Below are 16,045 nucleotides of genomic sequence, written 5' to 3'. Positions count from 1 at the left end.
TCCTGTCACTCCCTGCTCTTTATAATTGTGGTGCTGCTTCGAGATTTCCGGCGTGTCTGATAGGCTTTCGGCCCGGAATCGAAAAACCTGAGTACTGCCTGATTTTTCACGGAATTTTTGCAGACCGGCGTTGAGAATCAACCGCGGGCGCTTGTGTGCGCTCGTCGTCAGTGAACTTAAAAAAGACTATGAGGCATGCCACGCGCATGACCTTTGGAGACAGCATGGATTTTTGGACCGCCATACAGGCATTGATTCTCGGCATCGTCGAGGGGCTTACGGAGTTCTTGCCGATCTCCAGCACTGGCCACCAGATCATCGTCGCCGACCTGATCAATTTTGGCGGCGAGCGTTTCGAAGCCTTCAATATCATCATCCAGCTGGGCGCGATCCTGGCGGTAGTCTGGGAGTTTCGGCGCAAGATCTTTGACGTGGTCATCGGCCTGCCGACCCAGCCCAAGGCCCGGCGCTTTACCGTCAACCTGATCATCGCCGTGTTGCCGGCGGTGGTATTGGGGGTGATTTTTGCCGACCTGATCAAGCACTATCTGTTTAACCCGATCACTGTAGCGACTGCCCTGGTAGTGGGTGGCGTGATCATGTTGTGGGCCGAGCGCCGCCAACATGCAGTGCGGGCTGAAACCGTCGACGACATCACCTGGAAAGACGCCCTCAAGGTCGGCCTGGCCCAGTGTCTGGCGATGATCCCGGGCACTTCGCGCTCCGGTGCAACGATCATCGGCGGCCTGTTGTTCGGCCTGTCGCGCAAGACAGCTACCGAGTTCTCGTTCTTCCTGGCGATGCCGACCATGGTCGGTGCGGCGGTGTACTCGGGCTATAAATACCGTGACCTGTTCCAGCCCGCGGACCTGCCGGTGTTCGCCATTGGCTTTGTCACCTCGTTCATCTTCGCCATGATTGCGGTCAAGGCCCTGCTCAAGTTCATCGCCAGCCACAGCTACGCGGCGTTTGCCTGGTACCGCATTGCGTTCGGCCTGGTGATCCTGGCGACCTGGCAGTTCGGCTGGATCGACTGGACTGCGGTCAAGCCATGACTATCCAGCACCCACGCCTGAAGGCGCTGATCTTTGTACTGCTGTGTGCCGCGCCGCTGCTGGGCTCTGCGTTGCTGTGGTACCGCGGCGAAACGGTAATTCCGTTGATGGCCTATGGCGTGGTCAGCGTGGTGGCGTTCTTCTTGTACTGGAGCGATAAGCGCAAGGCGCAGACCGAAGGCTGGCGCACCCCGGAAAACATCCTGCATGCGGTGGAACTGGCGGGCGGTTGGCCGGGGGCGTTGATCGCCCAGCAGGTGTTCCGGCACAAGACGCGCAAGGTGTCTTACCAGGTGCTGTTCTGGGTGATTGTGCTGTTGCACCAGGTGTTCTGGCTGGACCAGCTGTTCCTCGGCGGCACCTTGCTGTCAATCCTCTAGCCGCAAGCCAATCTGCGTGCGCTTGGGCAGCTTGCTCACCACCAACTGGTGGGAGCGCTGCAACAGGCCGCGCAGTTCCTCTGCGCCCAAAGGGTAGGGTGTGTTCATGATGACCCACTGCGCCCTCGCCAGGTAAGGCGCCGGGTGAATGCCCGGGCGGTCGACGTGACCCAGGAACAGTTCTTTGTCGACCTTGAAGGCCAGCGACTCACCGCGCAGGTTCTGCAAGGCGAACATCTTGTTGCCAGCAATCGAGAACACCCGCACGCCACCCCATTTATAGTCTTCCCGTGCGCCTGGCAGGCTCAGGCAGAAACGTGTGACTTGTTCTTCCGTCATGCTCATAACAGCCGATCTCCACAGCCTTTGAAGCCTTCTTCCAGGTAGTCGATCCAGGCCCGGATGGCCGGCAGCACGCCGCGCCGGTGCGGGTAGACCGCCTGCAGCCAGCCGCCTGGCAATGACCACTGCGGTAGCAATTGCACCAGCCGGCCGCTGGCCAGTTCTTCTTCGCAGTACATCATTGGCAGCACCGTAAAGCCCACGCCCATCATTGCGCTGGCCTTGCGCACGATAAAGTCTTCGATGCCCAGGCGCGCCTCCATCACTAGCTCATGCATGTTGCCCTGGGGGTCGATGATGCGTTGGTGCACCATTCGGTCCGCCTCGAGTGCGCCAAGGATTGGCAACTGCTTGAGGTCTTCCAGGGTTTCGACCCGCCGCTCACGCATGAAAACGGGGCTGGCCACCAGCACGGTATGCGCCTGGCGCAGGCGTTTGGTGACCAGCAACGGGTCTTCGTCGCCCAGTTCGCGTACGCGCAGCGCTACATCAATGCCTTCGGCCACCAGGTCGACGCGGCGATTCACCAGGGTCATGTCCAACTGCACCAACGGGTGCGCGGCCAGAAAACCGGCTACCAGCTCCGGCAGGATCTGCTGGGCCAGGCCCACCGGGCAACTGACCCGCAAGCGCCCCCGTGGTTCGCTGGACATACTGGCCACGGCCTCGTCGGCCATTTCCGCTTCAAGCAGCATGGCCTGGCAGTGGCGCAGGTAGCGTTCGCCGACGGCGGTGAGCGTCAGTTGCCGGGTGGTGCGTTGCAGCAAGCGTGCACCCAGGCGGTCTTCCAGTTCGGCAATGCGCCGTGAAAGCCTGGATTTGGGAATGCCAAGTAGCCGGCCAGCCGCAGCAAAACCGCCGGCTTCGACGACTTTGGCGAAATAGTAGAGGTCGTTGAGGTCTTGCATGGTGGGCCTATTGTCCTGTCAGTGGGACAAACTATCGCATTTCAGCTGGCTTATCGATCATTGGTTTCATGCGTAGCATCACCACCATCTGATCGCCACTGTCGATCCCACCTCGGAGATCCATCATGAAACTGTTGCACATCGATTCCAGCATCCTCGGCGACAACTCGGCCTCCCGTCAGCTCAGCGCCGGTGTGGTCAAGGCATGGCAAGCTGCCCAGCCGGGTGTGGAAGTGACCTACCGCGACCTCGCCAGCGAAGGCATCAACCATTTCTCCGGCGCGACCCTGGGCGCATTGGGCACTGCTGCCGAACTGCGCGATGCGGCGCAAAAGCACGAGGCTGAACTGAGTGCATCGTCGCTGGCTGAGTTTCTCGCCGCCGATGCGGTGGTAGTCGGTGCGCCGATGTACAACTTCACCATCCCAACCCAATTGAAAGCCTGGATCGACCGCATCGCAGTGGCCGGCCAGACCTTCCGTTACTCCGAAGCCGGCCCTGAAGGCCTGTGCGGCAACAAAAAAGTCATTATTGTCTCCACCGCCGGCGGCATGCATGCCGACCAGGCTTCGGGCGCTGCCCACGAAGGCTACTTGAAGCTGCTGTTCGGCTTCCTGGGCATCACCGACATTGAGATCGTGCGCGCTGAAGGCCTGGCCTACGGTGATGAAGTGCGCAGCAAAGCCATGAGCGACGCCAACGTGCGCATCAACGAGCAACTGTTCGCCGCTGCGTAAGGCTTATGTAAATTTGCCCTGTCCTCGGTTTCATTCTGAAACCGAGCGCCTAAACTCTGTATTCTGATCGCCTGAACGCGAGCGGAGTACGGAGTTTTTTCGTTGTGGCCCAGGTTATGCACACATCCCTTCGATACCCTGGACTTTTTATTCGACAGGCCGGTTCTTGTGCAGCAAAGGTGGACGTCCCCATGATGCGTCTTTGTGCTGTTTTGGTACTTTCGCTGTTGGGCGGCCTGGTTTCAGTGCACGCCGCGCCGGCACCGCACCCCCATTGGAGTGTGGGGTTTCATCGCATGAGTGTGCTCGACCCGCTGGATTCGCAGCCGATGAAGGCCATCGCGTTTTACCCTTCCACCGATACCGAACGCACCACGCCGCTGGGCGCCTATCAGGTCGCGGCCAGTGAAGATGCCAAGGTTGCTATCGGCCGTTTTCCGATGCTGATGCTATCTCACGGCAACACCGGCACGCCCCTGGCCCTGCACGATCTGGCTACGTCACTGGTGCGTAAGGGGTTCGTAGTGGTGGCGGTGCTGCATCCCGGCGACAACTATAAGGACCACAGCCGCCTGGGCACCGTGAGTAATCTGTATGGCCGGCCGATCCAGATATCCCAGGCGATCACCGCCACCCTGGCCGATCCGATGCTGTCGCCCTTTGTCGATGTCGATCAGATCGGCGTCATCGGTTATTCCGCCGGTGGCGAAACGGCATTGATCCTGGCGGGCGCCAAGCCGGATTTCGAACGTCTGCGCCGCTACTGCCAGGAACGCCCCGAAGACCGCGACGCGTGCACCACCAAGGGCGAGTTGGTGGTTGATCGCGACGACTTGCAACCCCAGGCTGACCCGCGCATCCATGCGTTGATGCTGATGGCGCCGCTGAGCTTGATGTTTGGCCGCCATACCCTGGCGGACGTGCATGTGCCAGTGCTGCTCTACAGTGGCGATGGCGACCAGTTGGTGGCAGTGGACAAAAACGCCGCCGCCCTGGCGCGCAAACTGCCAGAGCCGCCGGACTTCAAGCTGTTGGCCGGGGCAGGGCACTTTGTATTCATGGCCCCGTGCGACAGTGATCAACTGGCGACAATGCCGGGCATCTGCACCGATGCCGATGGTGTCGACCGTGAAGGGATTCACCGCGATATGGTCTCCGAGGCCGGGCGCTTTTTCAGTCGCACCCTCGGTGAGGCAACGCGTGCCGGCCTGCAGACGGCTGATCAGTAGGCGCGGCGCCTGAGCAGTACGGTCAGGGCGAGCGCGCTGACCGACAGCAACGCGGCGCAGAAGAATATCCAGCCGTAGCCAAGATTCAACGCCACGGCGCCCATCAACGGCCCGGCGATCGCCAGGGCCAGGTCGAAAAATACCGCATACGCACTCAGCCCCGCGCCGCGGCTGCTGTCCGGCACTTGCTTGATAGCTTCCACGCCGAGCGCCGGGTAAACCAGTGACAAACCAAAACCGGTCAACCCTGCGCCGATCAAGGCCACGCTGGTAGACGGTGCCAGCCACAGCAGCGTCAGGCCCAGGGTTTCGATGAGCATGCAGGCGATGGCGGCGGTGAACCCGCCAAACCGGCTGATGGCTGAGATAAACACCAGGCGCGAGAGAATAAAGCACACACCAAATACCGTCAGGCAATACGCCGCACCGGCCCAGCCACGATTCAGGTAATACAGGGTGATAAAGGTCGTCAACGTGCCGTAGCCAATCGAAGCCAGGCACAGGCTGGCGCCGAATGGTGCGATACGCCCGAACACCGCCCAGAACGGCAGCCGCTCGCCACGTACCACCGGCACCGACGGTTTATTGCGGATCAGCACCAGGCCCAACGCCGCCAACACCGTCAGGGCAAGACCGAGGCTGGTGTAGCCGTAATCAGCCACCATCACCACGCCAAGTGGCGCACCAATCGCAATCGCGCCGTAGGAGGCGATGCCATTCCAGGAAATCGAGCGTGCGATGTGCTCGGCGCCCACCGCGCCCATGCACCAACTGATGGTCCCCACGCCAATCAGGCCCTGGGCCACGCCGAGTAACAGGCGACCGGCGATCAGAATACCCAGGCTCAAGCTCGGCAGACTTTCCAGCAGCGTGGCGATAAAGGTCAGTACACCGCTGATCAGAATGCCGGCCAGGCCCAGCACGATCGCGCGTTTGGTACCGACGTTATCCGACATCCGCCCGGCCATCGGACGGCTGAGCAGCGTGGCCAGGTACTGCGAACCGATGGTCACCCCGGCCACCACGGCGCTGAAACCCAGTTGCTCGTGCACATAGCCTGGAATCACCGCTATCGGCAGGCCGATGCAGATAAAGGCAATGAAGGTGTAGAAAACGATGGAAACGATCTGCAGGGTGATCGACAGGGAGGAGGGGGCGGCAGGCATGAGTACTCAATCGCTGGCGGGCGGTAAAGCATCATGGCATATCCCGCATTACTGTAGGAGCGAGCTTGCTCGCGAAGAACGTCAACGATAACGCGGGTTGCCTGATTCTGCGCGGCGTCCTCAGGTTTTTCGCGAGCAAGCTCGCTCCTACAGTAGTAGAGCGTATGCAAAAAAGCCCTGTCACAGGGACAGGGCTTTTGCTTGCAGCTAAGTGCTGTTCTTAGAACACCACACCCTGGCTACGCAGGTAGTCGTCATAGGTGCCGCTGAAGTCGATCACGCCGCTTGGGCTCAACTCGATGATGCGGGTGGCCAGGGACGATACGAACTCGCGGTCGTGGCTGACGAAGATCAGCGTGCCCGGGTAGTTCTCCAGCGCCAGGTTGAGCGCCTCGATGGATTCCATGTCCAAGTGGTTGGTCGGTTCGTCCATGATCAGCACGTTGGGCTTTTGCAGGATCAGCTTGCCGAACAGCATGCGACCTTGTTCACCACCGGAGATCACTTTGACCGACTTCTGGATCTCGTCGTTGGAGAACAACATACGACCCAGGGTGCCGCGAATCATTTGCTCGCCTTGGGTCCACTGGCCCATCCAGTCGAACAGGCTCACGTCGTCTTCGAAGTCGTGGGCGTGGTCCTGGGCGTAGTAGCCCAGTTCGGCGGCGTCGGTCCACTTGATGCTGCCGGCGTCCGGGGTCAGTTCGTTGACCAGGGTGCGCAGCAGGGTGGTCTTGCCGATACCGTTGGGGCCGATGATCGCCACGCGCTCGCCCGCTTCAACCTGGAAGCTGAAGTCCTTGAACAACGGCTTGCCGTCGAAACCTTTGGCCATTTTTTCGACCATGACCGCCTGGCGGTGCAGCTTTTTGTTCTGCTCGAAACGGATGAACGGGCTCACACGGCTCGACGGCTTGACTTCGGCCAGCTGGATCTTGTCGATCGCCTTGGCACGGGAGGTCGCCTGCTTGGCTTTCGAGGCGTTGGCCGAGAAGCGGCTGACGAAGGATTGCAGTTCGGAAATCTGCGCTTTCTTCTTGGCGTTGTCCGACAGCAATTGCTCGCGGGACTGGGTCGCCACGGTCATGTACTCGTCGTAGTTGCCCGGGAACAGGCGCAGCTCGCCGTAGTCCAGGTCAGCCATGTGGGTGCACACGCTGTTCAGGAAGTGACGGTCGTGAGAGATGATGATCATCAGGCTGGAGCGCTGGGTCAGGATGTTTTCCAGCCAGCGGATAGTGTTGATGTCCAAGTGGTTGGTCGGTTCGTCGAGCAACAGCACTTCCGGGTCGGAGAACAGCGCCTGGGCCAGCAGTACGCGCAGCTTCCAGCCGGGGGACACTTCGCTCATCGGGCCGAAATGCTGTTCCAGGGGAATACCCAGGCCCAGCAGCAGCTCGCCGGCGCGGGATTCGGCGGTGTAGCCGTCCATCTCGGCGAACTCGGTTTCCAGCTCGGCCACGGCCATGCCGTCTTCTTCGCTCATTTCCGGCAGCGAGTAGATGCGGTCGCGTTCGGCCTTGACCTTCCACAGCTCCTCGTGGCCCATGATCACGGTGTCGAGCACGGTGAATTCTTCGTAGGCGAACTGGTCCTGGCGCAGTTTACCCAAGCGCACATTCGGCTCCAGCATGACCTGGCCGCCGGACGGGTCGAGGTCGCCACCGAGGATTTTCATGAAGGTCGACTTGCCGCAACCGTTGGCACCGATCAGACCATAGCGGTTGCCGGCGCCGAACTTGACCGAGACGTTCTCGAAGAGCGGCTTGGCGCCGAACTGCATGGTGATGTTAGCTGTGGAGATCAATTACTTTACCTATCAATGGGTTGCGAGCGTGACGGCAGGTGCCTTCAGGCATGCGTCAACAGCGACATCAAGGCGCGAAACCCGGTCGCTGAACACAAAATTGGGGATGTGTGTTGGAATTTGGCGCGCATTGTCGCATATGTCAGGCGACAGTTGTATGGCGAGCGAAGGATGGTTTTGCCAATGTCTCAGGCATAGCCAGCCACAACAGCATCAAGGCAGCGGCTGCAACCGCTGCCAACGTCAGGAAGGCCGCGTTGTAGCCAGCCTGCTGCACCACGAAACCGGCCAGGCTGTTACTGAGTGCCGCGCCCAGGCCGAATACGGTGGAGAGGGCGCCCAGGCTGACGTTGAAGCGGCCAGTGCCTTGGGTAAGGTCCTTGACGATTACCGGGAACAGGGCGCCGAAAATACCAGCGCCGATACCGTCGAGCATCTGCACGGCTACCAACCAATATGGGTCGCTGGATAGGGTATAGAGCACGCCACGCAACGGCAGTATCAGGAAACCGGCAAGCAGCAGTGGCTTGCGCCCCCAGATATCGGCCTTGAGCCCGACCAGCCAGGCCATCGGCACCATCACCAACTGTGCGGCGACAATGCAGGCTGAAGTCAGCGGGGTAGCCATCTGCAGATTGATCTGCGCCAGTTTCTGACTGACCAACGGCAGCATCGCGGCATTGGCCAGGTGAAACAGTGCGCAGCAGATGGCGAACAGTAGCAGCGGTTGGTTGGTGAGCAGCGCGTTAAGCCCCGAGGGCTGTTCGTGGTCGGTGTGATGGGCCGGATCAAAACCACGGGCGACCTCATGGTCAATCGCCTTTGCCGGCACGCAACTGACCGCAATGACACTGGCGACGGCCATGAACGCCATCAGGTAGAACACCACCACCGGCCCGAACAGGTAGGCCAGCCCGCCGGCCAGCAATGCGGCCACGGCATTGCCGGCATGGTTGAAAGTCTCGTTGCGCCCGGTACGCCGGGTGAAGGCACGCGGCCCGGTGATCCCCAGCGAAATGGCGGAAATTGCCGGAGCAAAGACAGAGGCAGCTACGGCGCTGGCAGCTTGGGTCAGCGCCACCCAGCCAAATGAACTGACGAAGGGCAGCATCAGGCAACTGCCCGTCACCAATAGCGCGGCAATGGCAACCACCGCGCGTTTGCTGCGAGTGCGGTCGATCAGCGCACCCGCGGGGCCTTGGGTCAGCAAGGCAGCGATGCCTGCGAGGGTCATGACCACGCCAATGCTGGCCGGCTCCCATTGATGGACGGCCAACAGATAGATCGCCAGGTACGGTCCGAGACCGTCGCGCACATCGGCAAGAAAGAAGTTCAGGCTGTCCAGGGATAAAGCGATGCGCAGGTCTGAATGACGGGCCACGGTGCGACCTTCAAGAGCGGCGTTCAGGGGCTGAGCGCGCGTTGGGATAATGACCGGTGGGCTGGGCGATAAGTTTCGCGGTGGGCCAGGGTTTCCTCCTGCGCGCATTTAATTTACTTTCCGAAGCCCACTGGAATGAATTTCTGGAGAAGCAATGGACATGCCCTCAGCGCAAGAGGCGATTGCCAGCAATAGAAATGCCTGGGACGAATCCGCCGGGTTGCATAAAGACACCGCGACCTGGGCGGCACTGCTGGACTCGGTAGCCGAGCCTGATTTTTCCTGCCTTGACCCGACCATCACCACCTTGCTGCAAGAGGTCGGCGTGGTGGGCAAGGACGTGGTGCAATTGTGCTGCAACAACGGGCGCGAAAGCCTTTCGTTGTATGGCTTGGGCGCCCGTTCGGTGGTGGGGGTTGATCAATCCCGGGCGTTTCTTGAACAGGCGCGGGAGTTGGCCGAGGCCTCGCCACACAGCCCTGAGTTCATTGAGACCGATATCCACCATTTGCCCGAGCGTTTGCAGGCACGGTTCGATATTGCCCTGGTGACCATCGGCGTGCTGGGCTGGATGCCGGATGTAGCGTTGTTCATGCGCCAGGTTGCCAGTGTGCTGAAGCCCGGCGGTACGTTGGTCATGTACGAAACCCATCCCTTTCTTGAGATGTTTGACCCCTGTGGGGCCAAACCTATGCTGCCTGCCAGTTCTTACTTCCAGCGTGAACCCTTTGTGCTGCAGGAGGCAATTGTCTATGAAGGGAAGGATGAGCGGCCCGGGCCGACCTCCTATTGGTATGTACATACCCTGGGCAGTGTGGTCAGCGGGGCTATCGCAGCGCAGATGCAGATCGCTCATTTGCAGGAATACCCGCATTCCAACCGGGAAGAACTCTACGATCAATATGAGCATCAGGCCGCGCAACTGCCCCTGTGCTTTACCATGACAGCGATCAGGCGTAATGGCTAATCAAGGTTTGCGCACGCAAAAAAAGGCCCGCGAGGAGAGGGCGGGCCAAGTGATTCACTGGAGTAGGTAGGCCTGACCTTATAGGTCGAAAAGTGAAGGCCTTGTGAAAATGCCGTGATCAAATCGGATAGCCACGTCTTATATGTCCACCTGTGGCGAGGGAGCTTGCTCCCGTAACGGCCTGCCAGCCACCGCCTATCTGCCTGACGCCCCGCGTTCCAACATGTGGGAGCTGGCTTGCCTGCGATAGCGGTGTATCAGTGACAGATTAGTTGACTGACCCACTGCTATCGCAGGCAAGCCAGCTCCCACATTTGATCAAGACCGCCGCACAAAGGTGCGCATGGTTTGCCCCGGGCCGGTGCTGAACACGGTGGGCCTGGGCATGCCCTCATCCGCTGCGATAAACACGAAATCATCGCCGTCGAGCCGGTAACTGGCGGGGAGTTGCTTGCCTGCATCTTCGCCGATGGCGTCCGTCCAGGTGATGCTTTTGGGCGTGGTACTGGCGTCCAGCTCGAACCGACCCGCCAGCAATATTTCGCCACTGACCGTGGTCACTTCGAATCGATCCCCCGCAATTGTCGTCGTTGCTCCCGGCGCGCTGTGGGCATCCACGGGGTTGAGCACGCCACTGTCTTCAAGGGCTGTTTGTTCCCAAGTGCCTTGCAGTGCGCGAAAGTCCGAAGCGGAAAGGGGTGACATGCAAACTCCTTATTGCTGTTCAAAAAAATGTTCAATTGTAGTGAGGCTGACACTGTTCCACCTGTAGGCGAAATTTTTTTCTTTATAAGACAGGTATTTGACAGCTTTTTCATGTTGGATTGACTACGCTTGCAGACAGATCAGTCTGACATGGCTGTGTGATTTGGCTTACTCACCGAAATGAAACCGAAATAATCCCTAAGTTTGTGGGATATTTCAGGGGACTGAGTGGTCACATCGCCACTGGTCTGCCGTATCCAGGGCGTTGTCCCTGATTTTTGAAGTCATTCAGACTTCTGAGAATGATGGCCTTTTAGTATTATTTTAAGGTGTTCTTATTTTGAATCGTACTTCCCCGCTTCCGCCTTCCGCAGCGTCTGATGAAATTGATTTATTTGAATTGTTTCACGCCATCTGGCGACAAAAAAAGCTGGTGGTCGGGTGTACGCTTCTGGCCGGGGTATTAGGCGCAGGTTATGCCTTCCTGGCACCCAAGACCTATGAGGTCAGCAGTGTGTTACGGCCTGCGGCTATCAACGAGTTGGACGCCTTGAACCGTTCGGAAGTATATAAGTTGCCGCCTGCCGATGCGCTGCTCAAGGTGGGCGCGCAGTTGGATTCCTATGATGCGCGCCTGGGGTTCTTCAAGGATCATGAGGAGTTGTTCAAGGCGTTCAAGAAACCGGGGCAAACCCTTGAGCAGAGCTTTGAGGCGTTCAACCGCAATTCCGTCAATCTGATTTTGCCTGACCCCAAGAAGTCCGATTCGTTGAGCAGTTATATCCGTCTGGAGCTGCAATACCCGACCGACGTCGATGGTGTGGCGATCCTCAACGGTTTTGTGGATTACGCCATCGCCGCCGAGCGTCAGCAGGTGGGTGCGGACCTGAAGGTTATCGTCAATAACCGCTTGAGCGAGCTCAAGGGCAAGATCGACGCTGCCCGCGCCAATTACGATACCGATAAAGAATCGAAAATCGCCAAGCTGTTGGAAGCTGACCGGCTCAAGCGTGCCCAATTGCAGGACGAGCTCAGCGCTTTGCGCTTGCAAATGAAGATGGAGCGCACCAACCGCTTGGCCGAGTTGGCCGAAGCGATCAGCATTGCCAAGTCCATGGGCATTCGTACACCAACAACGCCGTCCTCTATGGCCGACTCCACCCGCACGGGTTCGAGCCAGGTCATGCGGACCGAGGTGAACAACCAGAAGATCCCGCTGTATTTCATGGGGACCGAGGCGCTGGAAGCCGAACGCGCTGCATTGCAGCAGCGTACCAGCGACGATTTCACCAACCCGCGCATTGCCGAGATCGGCAAAGACTTGCAACTGTTGGAAAGCAACCGCGAGGTTGAGGTACTGCGCAAGCGTGGCAATGAAGACATCTTCTTGCAGGACGTCGAGCCGCTTCGCGCTGAAGTCGCCAGGTTGCGTGGTTTGAATATCGATATGAGCAACCTCAAGCTGGTGACCATTGACCGTCGAGCCCAGGAGCCTCTGTCGCCGATCAAGCCGAAAAAGCCGCTGGTTATCGCGTTGAGCCTTGTCGGAGGTCTGCTGCTGGGCCTGATGATTGCGCTGATCCGCTACTTCGTTCGCAGCCGCACTCAGGCCTTGCCCTATACGGCATTAGGGGATCGCCGCGAGGGTAAAGATTCGCCGCTTTAACCCTTCAAACGCCCTCAAACAGGCAGGCTCAAGGGCCTGCCTGCTCCTACCCCCAGCACACTCAATAGACAGCTTTTCACAATTCTTAGTTAACCTTTGGTTACAAAGTGTGGCTAAATAACTGCCAATGGTCGCACGCAGGCGGTTATCCCGCCGGCCGTGTCACCTGTATGTGAATTGTGATTTCAGGTGCTGCTTATCCATCCTCGGCCGTTGTGGGCCCGCAGGAGCAGCCTGTTCTCTCCCTGACGTGTGACGAATCCCTTGAAACTCATCATTGTTGCTCTCTACGTTGCTTCCATTGCGTATGTACACCTGCGTGGTCGGGTGCGACACAAGCTGGGTCGCCAGCTTAGTGATCACTCGACGTTCCTGGCGCCGATCAACTGTTTCCTGTACCTGTTCTCCAAGCAGCCCAGCCGTCCCTACCTTTCGCCCAGCGACTTTCCAGACCTGAGCCCATTGCAGGAGCACTGGGAAGAGATCCGCGAAGAAGGCCAGAATCTGATGCGGGCGGGTGAGATCAAACGCTCGGAGCAATACAACGACGTAGGGTTCAACTCGTTTTTCAAGACCGGCTGGAAGCGTTTCTACCTCAAGTGGTACGGCGACAGTCACCCCTCGGCGATGAAGCTGTGCCCACGCACCACCGAGCTGGTGCAAAGCATCGGCTCGATCAAGGCCGCGATGTTCGCCGAGCTGCCACCGGGCTCCAAGCTGGTGCGTCACCGCGACCCGTATGCGGGCTCGTACCGCTATCACCTGGGGCTGGATACGCCTAACGATCCAGGCTGCTACATCAACGTGGACGGCGAAAGCTATTACTGGCGCGACGGCGAGCCGGTGATGTTCGACGAGACCTACATTCACTACGCGGAAAACACCACCCAACAGAACCGCATCATACTGTTCTGTGATATCGAACGGCCGATGAAGTACCGCTGGGCGGCTGCGTTCAATCGTTGGTTCAGCCGCAATGTGATGGCGGCCGCAGGTTCGCCCAACGATGAGGGTGACAAGACCGGCGGCCTCAACCGTGCCTTCACCCGGCTGTACAAGATTCGCCTGCGTGGCAAGGAGCTCAAAAAGCGCAACCGCACGCGCTACTACCTGGAAAAGTGGGCGATCTTTGCCGGTCTGGCGCTGATCTTCATTCTTATCTGACCTGGCTCAGGGCGCGGATCACCCAGGGGGTTGCGCGCCCAACTTGTCCCACATTTTTTTGCTGATCTTCTGCCGATTGGCATACCCCACCCACGGGTCGTCCTTCAAGGCCTGCAACCGTTGGTGCAGGTTCGCCACTGTCCACTGTTGGGCGCCGCGCAATCCTTTCAACTCCTCTCGACTCACCGGCACCGACACTGGCAAGCCCGGGCGTGCCCGCACTGAATACGCCGCCACGGTACTGGCGCCGCGGGCGTTACGCAGGTAATCGATAAAGATCTTGCCCACGCGGTTCTTGGGGCCACTGGTGGCGGTAAAGCGTTCGGGCAGTTGGCGGGTCATGAATTGGGCAATGGCTTTGGCGAATGCCTTGACGGTGTCCCAGTTATCGCGCCGGGCCAATGGCACGATCAAGTGCAGGCCCTTGCCGCCGCTGGTTTTGACGAAAGCCTGCAAGCCCAGCTCATCAAGTACCGACAGAGTCAGTTGGGCCGCTTCCAGCATGGCTTTCCAGGGCAAGGTCGGGTCCGGATCGAGATCGAGCACGAACAGGTCGGGCGTTTCAATCTTGTCTGCGGTAGCGCCCCAGGTGTGAAACTCGACCGTACCCATTTGCACCGCGCCGACCAGGGCTTCCACGCTGTCTATTTCCATCAGGCGCGCATGGCCTGGATCCAGCGCCGGGTCCAATTGCTTGATGTGGGGGATTGCCATGCGCTCTGAGTGTTTCTGGAAGAACTGCTCACCTTCGATCCCTTCCGGCGCGCGCAGCAGGGACACGGCACGTGCGCGCAGAAAGGGCAGGATCCATTCGCTGATATCGGTGTAGAACTGTGCCAATTGCTGTTTTTGCGTGCCGCTGTGCTTGTCGATAATGCGCTCGGGGTGAGTGATTTTCACGTTCTTCACCGTTGCCTGCGCTTTACCGGCTTTCGATGCCTGCGGTGCCTTGACCGACTTGGCCGCGCGCGGCTGTTCATGAATGATCTGCGAGGCTGGCTTGTCGGTGCGCAGGCTCACAAACGCGGCCTGGCGCACCACGCCTTCACGGGTCCATTCGGCAAATTGCACTTCGCCTACCAGGCTCGGCTCAACCCAATGCACGCCGCGGGCCTGGGCACTGGTCAATGGCTTTTGCAGTGGCGAGTCCTTGCGCTCGAGCGGCGTCAGCTTGGCATAGATGGTTTTCAGCGCCGCCTGATCAAAGCCCGTGCCCACGCGCCCGGCATAGACCAGGCCGGTGTCATCGTTGACCGCCAGCAGCAGCGCCCCAAAGCCGCTGCGCGAACCTTGGGGGCGGGTGTAGCCGACAATCACGAACTCCTGGCGCAGGCGGCATTTGAGCTTGATCCAGTCGGCACTGCGCCGCGACACGTAGGGGCTGCCGGCGCGCTTGCCGATCACGCCTTCGAGCGACAGGTCACAGGCGCTCTCGAAAATATCGCGCTGGCTGGCGGCAAAGGCTTCGGAGAAGCGCAGCAGTTTGCTTCGGCTGGCGGACAGTGCGGATTTAAGCGCAGCCCGACGCTCCTCGACCGGGTCTTCGCGCTGGTCGCGGCCATTCAAAAAGGGTGCATCGAACAGGTAATAGACGATGTCCAGGCTGCGGCCGATATCGAATGCGTTTTGCAGCGCCTGGAAATCCGGCAGCCCGTCGCCATTGAGGCTGACCACTTCGCCATCCAGCCAACTGTCTTTGAGCTTGAGCGCTTGCAAGGCTTTGCACTGACGCGGCAGGCGCTCGGTCCAGTCGTGGCCGTTGCGGGTGAACAGGCGCACTTCACCGTCGCGAATGCGCGCCATGATGCGGTAGCCGTCGAACTTGATTTCGTAGCGCCAATCACCCTCGGGGGCGCGGTCGACCAAGGTTGCCAGTTGGGGGGCAAACTCGTCAGGCAGCGCAGCGTTGCGCTTGGGCGCTTTGGCTTTTGGCGCGGCCTTGGGTTTGGCCTTGGCCTTGGCTTTTGGCTTGCCCACGACCGCGTCGCTGAGCACGCTGGCGGGCTCGGCCTCGACAATATCGAACTCAGAGGCCGGGCGCGCCTGCTGATCGTTTTCCTTGATCAACAGCCACTGCTCCTTGTCACCGCTGCCCTTGAGGCGGGTACGTACCAGCGCCCAATCACCGGAGAGTTTCTCACCCACCAAGGTGAATTTGAGTTTACCCGCCGCGTAGGCTTTGCGCGGGTCATCGTGGGGTTGCCAGATGCCTCGGTCCCACACGATTACATCCCCCGCACCGTATTGGCCGGTGGGGATACTGCCCTCGAAACTGCCATAGCTCAGTGGGTGGTCTTCAACATGCACCGCCAGGCGTTTCTGGCTCGGGTCCAGGCTTGGGCCCTTGGGCACCGCCCAGCTCAACAGCACGCCATCCAGTTCCAGGCGAAAGTCGTAATGCAGGTTGCGCGCATCATGCTTTTGAATCACAAAGCTCAGGGCCGAAGCGGTACGTTTGCTGGCGGGTGAGCTGCCTGCGGGTTCGGCGGTGATCTTGAAATCGCGCTTGCGGTTGTACTCGCTCAGGGGCTTTGCCAT

14 protein-coding genes are annotated in these 16,045 nt (G+C 59.6%); 7 read left to right on the top strand and 7 right to left on the bottom strand.

Annotated features, from left to right (window positions below; translation table 11 throughout):
- The first annotated feature begins 224 nt into the window (after positions 1-224).
- Together AC1RAC_RS03835 and AC1RAC_RS03830 are read left to right on the top strand one after the other, a co-directional pair.
- Positions 225-1,055 (top strand): undecaprenyl-diphosphate phosphatase, encoded by an 831-nt coding sequence (locus tag AC1RAC_RS03835; protein ID WP_044273643.1) that lies wholly within the window; start codon positions 225-227, stop codon positions 1,053-1,055.
- Entirely contained in the window at positions 1,052-1,435 is a 384-nt protein-coding gene (locus AC1RAC_RS03830) for a DUF1294 domain-containing protein (protein WP_034127342.1), read from the top strand. Before AC1RAC_RS03835 ends, AC1RAC_RS03830 begins: the two co-directional genes overlap by 4 nt.
- Here the strand turns inward: AC1RAC_RS03830 and AC1RAC_RS03825 are convergent.
- Both AC1RAC_RS03825 and AC1RAC_RS03820 read right to left on the bottom strand, forming a co-directional pair.
- On the bottom strand, positions 1,424-1,780 hold the full coding sequence (locus tag AC1RAC_RS03825) for an MmcQ/YjbR family DNA-binding protein (protein ID WP_181125270.1): 357 nt from the start codon (positions 1,778-1,780) through the stop codon (positions 1,424-1,426). The two genes, AC1RAC_RS03830 and AC1RAC_RS03825, sit on opposite strands and share 12 nt — an antisense overlap.
- The gene (locus tag AC1RAC_RS03820; RefSeq protein WP_014718355.1) at positions 1,777-2,685 is read right to left on the bottom strand and encodes a LysR substrate-binding domain-containing protein; all 909 of its coding nucleotides are present in this window, start codon (positions 2,683-2,685) and stop codon (positions 1,777-1,779) included. The genes AC1RAC_RS03825 and AC1RAC_RS03820 overlap by 4 nt, the downstream gene beginning before the upstream one ends.
- Before the next feature lie 125 nt (positions 2,686-2,810).
- Here AC1RAC_RS03820 and AC1RAC_RS03815 point away from each other — a divergent pair, with 125 nt between their 5' ends.
- Together AC1RAC_RS03815 and AC1RAC_RS03810 are read left to right on the top strand one after the other, a co-directional pair.
- Complete coding sequence (locus AC1RAC_RS03815) at positions 2,811-3,422, top strand: FMN-dependent NADH-azoreductase (protein ID WP_492616272.1); 612 nt, start codon at positions 2,811-2,813, stop codon at positions 3,420-3,422.
- A gap of 191 nt (positions 3,423-3,613) precedes the next feature.
- Positions 3,614-4,651 (top strand): alpha/beta hydrolase family protein, encoded by a 1,038-nt coding sequence (locus AC1RAC_RS03810; protein ID WP_034127346.1) that lies wholly within the window; start codon positions 3,614-3,616, stop codon positions 4,649-4,651.
- On the opposite strand, the gene AC1RAC_RS03805 is transcribed toward AC1RAC_RS03810, so the two are convergent.
- The 3 genes from AC1RAC_RS03805 to AC1RAC_RS03795 all read right to left on the bottom strand — a co-directional run bounded on the left by AC1RAC_RS03805 (position 4,645) and on the right by AC1RAC_RS03795 (position 9,005).
- Positions 4,645-5,817, bottom strand: coding sequence for an MFS transporter (locus tag AC1RAC_RS03805; protein WP_054895935.1), 1,173 nt, complete (start codon positions 5,815-5,817; stop codon positions 4,645-4,647). The genes AC1RAC_RS03810 and AC1RAC_RS03805 overlap by 7 nt on opposite strands.
- A 220-nt stretch (positions 5,818-6,037) precedes the next feature.
- On the bottom strand, positions 6,038-7,624 hold the full coding sequence (locus tag AC1RAC_RS03800) for an ABC-F family ATPase (protein ID WP_003191057.1): 1,587 nt from the start codon (positions 7,622-7,624) through the stop codon (positions 6,038-6,040).
- A gap of 142 nt (positions 7,625-7,766) precedes the next feature.
- Positions 7,767-9,005: an MFS transporter gene (locus tag AC1RAC_RS03795; RefSeq protein WP_492616271.1), complete on the bottom strand. Its 1,239-nt coding sequence runs from the start codon at positions 9,003-9,005 to the stop codon at positions 7,767-7,769.
- 154 nt (positions 9,006-9,159) lie between these two features.
- Here AC1RAC_RS03795 and AC1RAC_RS03790 point away from each other — a divergent pair, with 154 nt between their 5' ends.
- A complete protein-coding gene (locus tag AC1RAC_RS03790; RefSeq protein WP_057977274.1) occupies positions 9,160-9,972 on the top strand; it encodes a class I SAM-dependent methyltransferase in 813 nt (270 codons plus the stop codon).
- 318 nt (positions 9,973-10,290) lie between these two features.
- Here AC1RAC_RS03790 and AC1RAC_RS03785 read toward each other — a convergent pair whose 3' ends face one another.
- A complete protein-coding gene (locus tag AC1RAC_RS03785; protein WP_034127350.1) occupies positions 10,291-10,677 on the bottom strand; it encodes a TIGR03067 domain-containing protein in 387 nt (128 codons plus the stop codon).
- A gap of 340 nt (positions 10,678-11,017) precedes the next feature.
- Between AC1RAC_RS03785 and AC1RAC_RS03780 the strand changes: the two genes are divergently transcribed.
- Together AC1RAC_RS03780 and lpxO are read left to right on the top strand one after the other, a co-directional pair.
- On the top strand, positions 11,018-12,343 hold the full coding sequence (locus AC1RAC_RS03780) for a Wzz/FepE/Etk N-terminal domain-containing protein (RefSeq protein ID WP_492616270.1): 1,326 nt from the start codon (positions 11,018-11,020) through the stop codon (positions 12,341-12,343).
- Between the two features lie 264 nt (positions 12,344-12,607).
- Entirely contained in the window at positions 12,608-13,507 is a 900-nt protein-coding gene (gene lpxO / locus AC1RAC_RS03775) for a lipid A hydroxylase LpxO (protein ID WP_014718362.1), read from the top strand.
- Between the two features lie 18 nt (positions 13,508-13,525).
- Here the strand turns inward: lpxO and ligD are convergent, their stop codons facing one another.
- Positions 13,526-16,045 (bottom strand): DNA ligase D, encoded by a 2,520-nt coding sequence (gene ligD / locus AC1RAC_RS03770; protein ID WP_492616269.1) that lies wholly within the window; start codon positions 16,043-16,045, stop codon positions 13,526-13,528.

Source organism: Pseudomonas sp. GW823-FHT02F05, assembly GCF_058797315.1.
Note: the sequence above shows the minus strand (reverse complement) of the source record. Positions and strands in the feature narration are given on the sequence as shown.

Excerpts from the sequence above, each read along its gene's own strand:
- AC1RAC_RS03825 (WP_181125270.1), bottom strand. The coding sequence starts at position 1,780 with ATGAGCATGACGGAAGAACAAGTCACACGTTTCTGCCTGAGCCTGCCA.
- AC1RAC_RS03810 (WP_034127346.1), top strand. The coding sequence starts at position 3,614 with ATGATGCGTCTTTGTGCTGTTTTGGTACTTTCGCTGTTGGGCGGCCTG.
- AC1RAC_RS03830 (WP_034127342.1), top strand. The coding sequence starts at position 1,052 with ATGACTATCCAGCACCCACGCCTGAAGGCGCTGATCTTTGTACTGCTG.
- AC1RAC_RS03790 (WP_057977274.1), top strand. The coding sequence starts at position 9,160 with ATGGACATGCCCTCAGCGCAAGAGGCGATTGCCAGCAATAGAAATGCC.
- AC1RAC_RS03785 (WP_034127350.1), bottom strand. The coding sequence starts at position 10,677 with ATGTCACCCCTTTCCGCTTCGGACTTTCGCGCACTGCAAGGCACTTGG.
- AC1RAC_RS03815 (WP_492616272.1), top strand. The coding sequence starts at position 2,811 with ATGAAACTGTTGCACATCGATTCCAGCATCCTCGGCGACAACTCGGCC.
- AC1RAC_RS03805 (WP_054895935.1), bottom strand. The coding sequence starts at position 5,817 with ATGCCTGCCGCCCCCTCCTCCCTGTCGATCACCCTGCAGATCGTTTCC.
- AC1RAC_RS03835 (WP_044273643.1), top strand. The coding sequence starts at position 225 with ATGGATTTTTGGACCGCCATACAGGCATTGATTCTCGGCATCGTCGAG.
- AC1RAC_RS03820 (WP_014718355.1), bottom strand. The coding sequence starts at position 2,685 with ATGCAAGACCTCAACGACCTCTACTATTTCGCCAAAGTCGTCGAAGCC.
- ligD (WP_492616269.1), bottom strand. The coding sequence starts at position 16,045 with ATGGCAAAGCCCCTGAGCGAGTACAACCGCAAGCGCGATTTCAAGATC.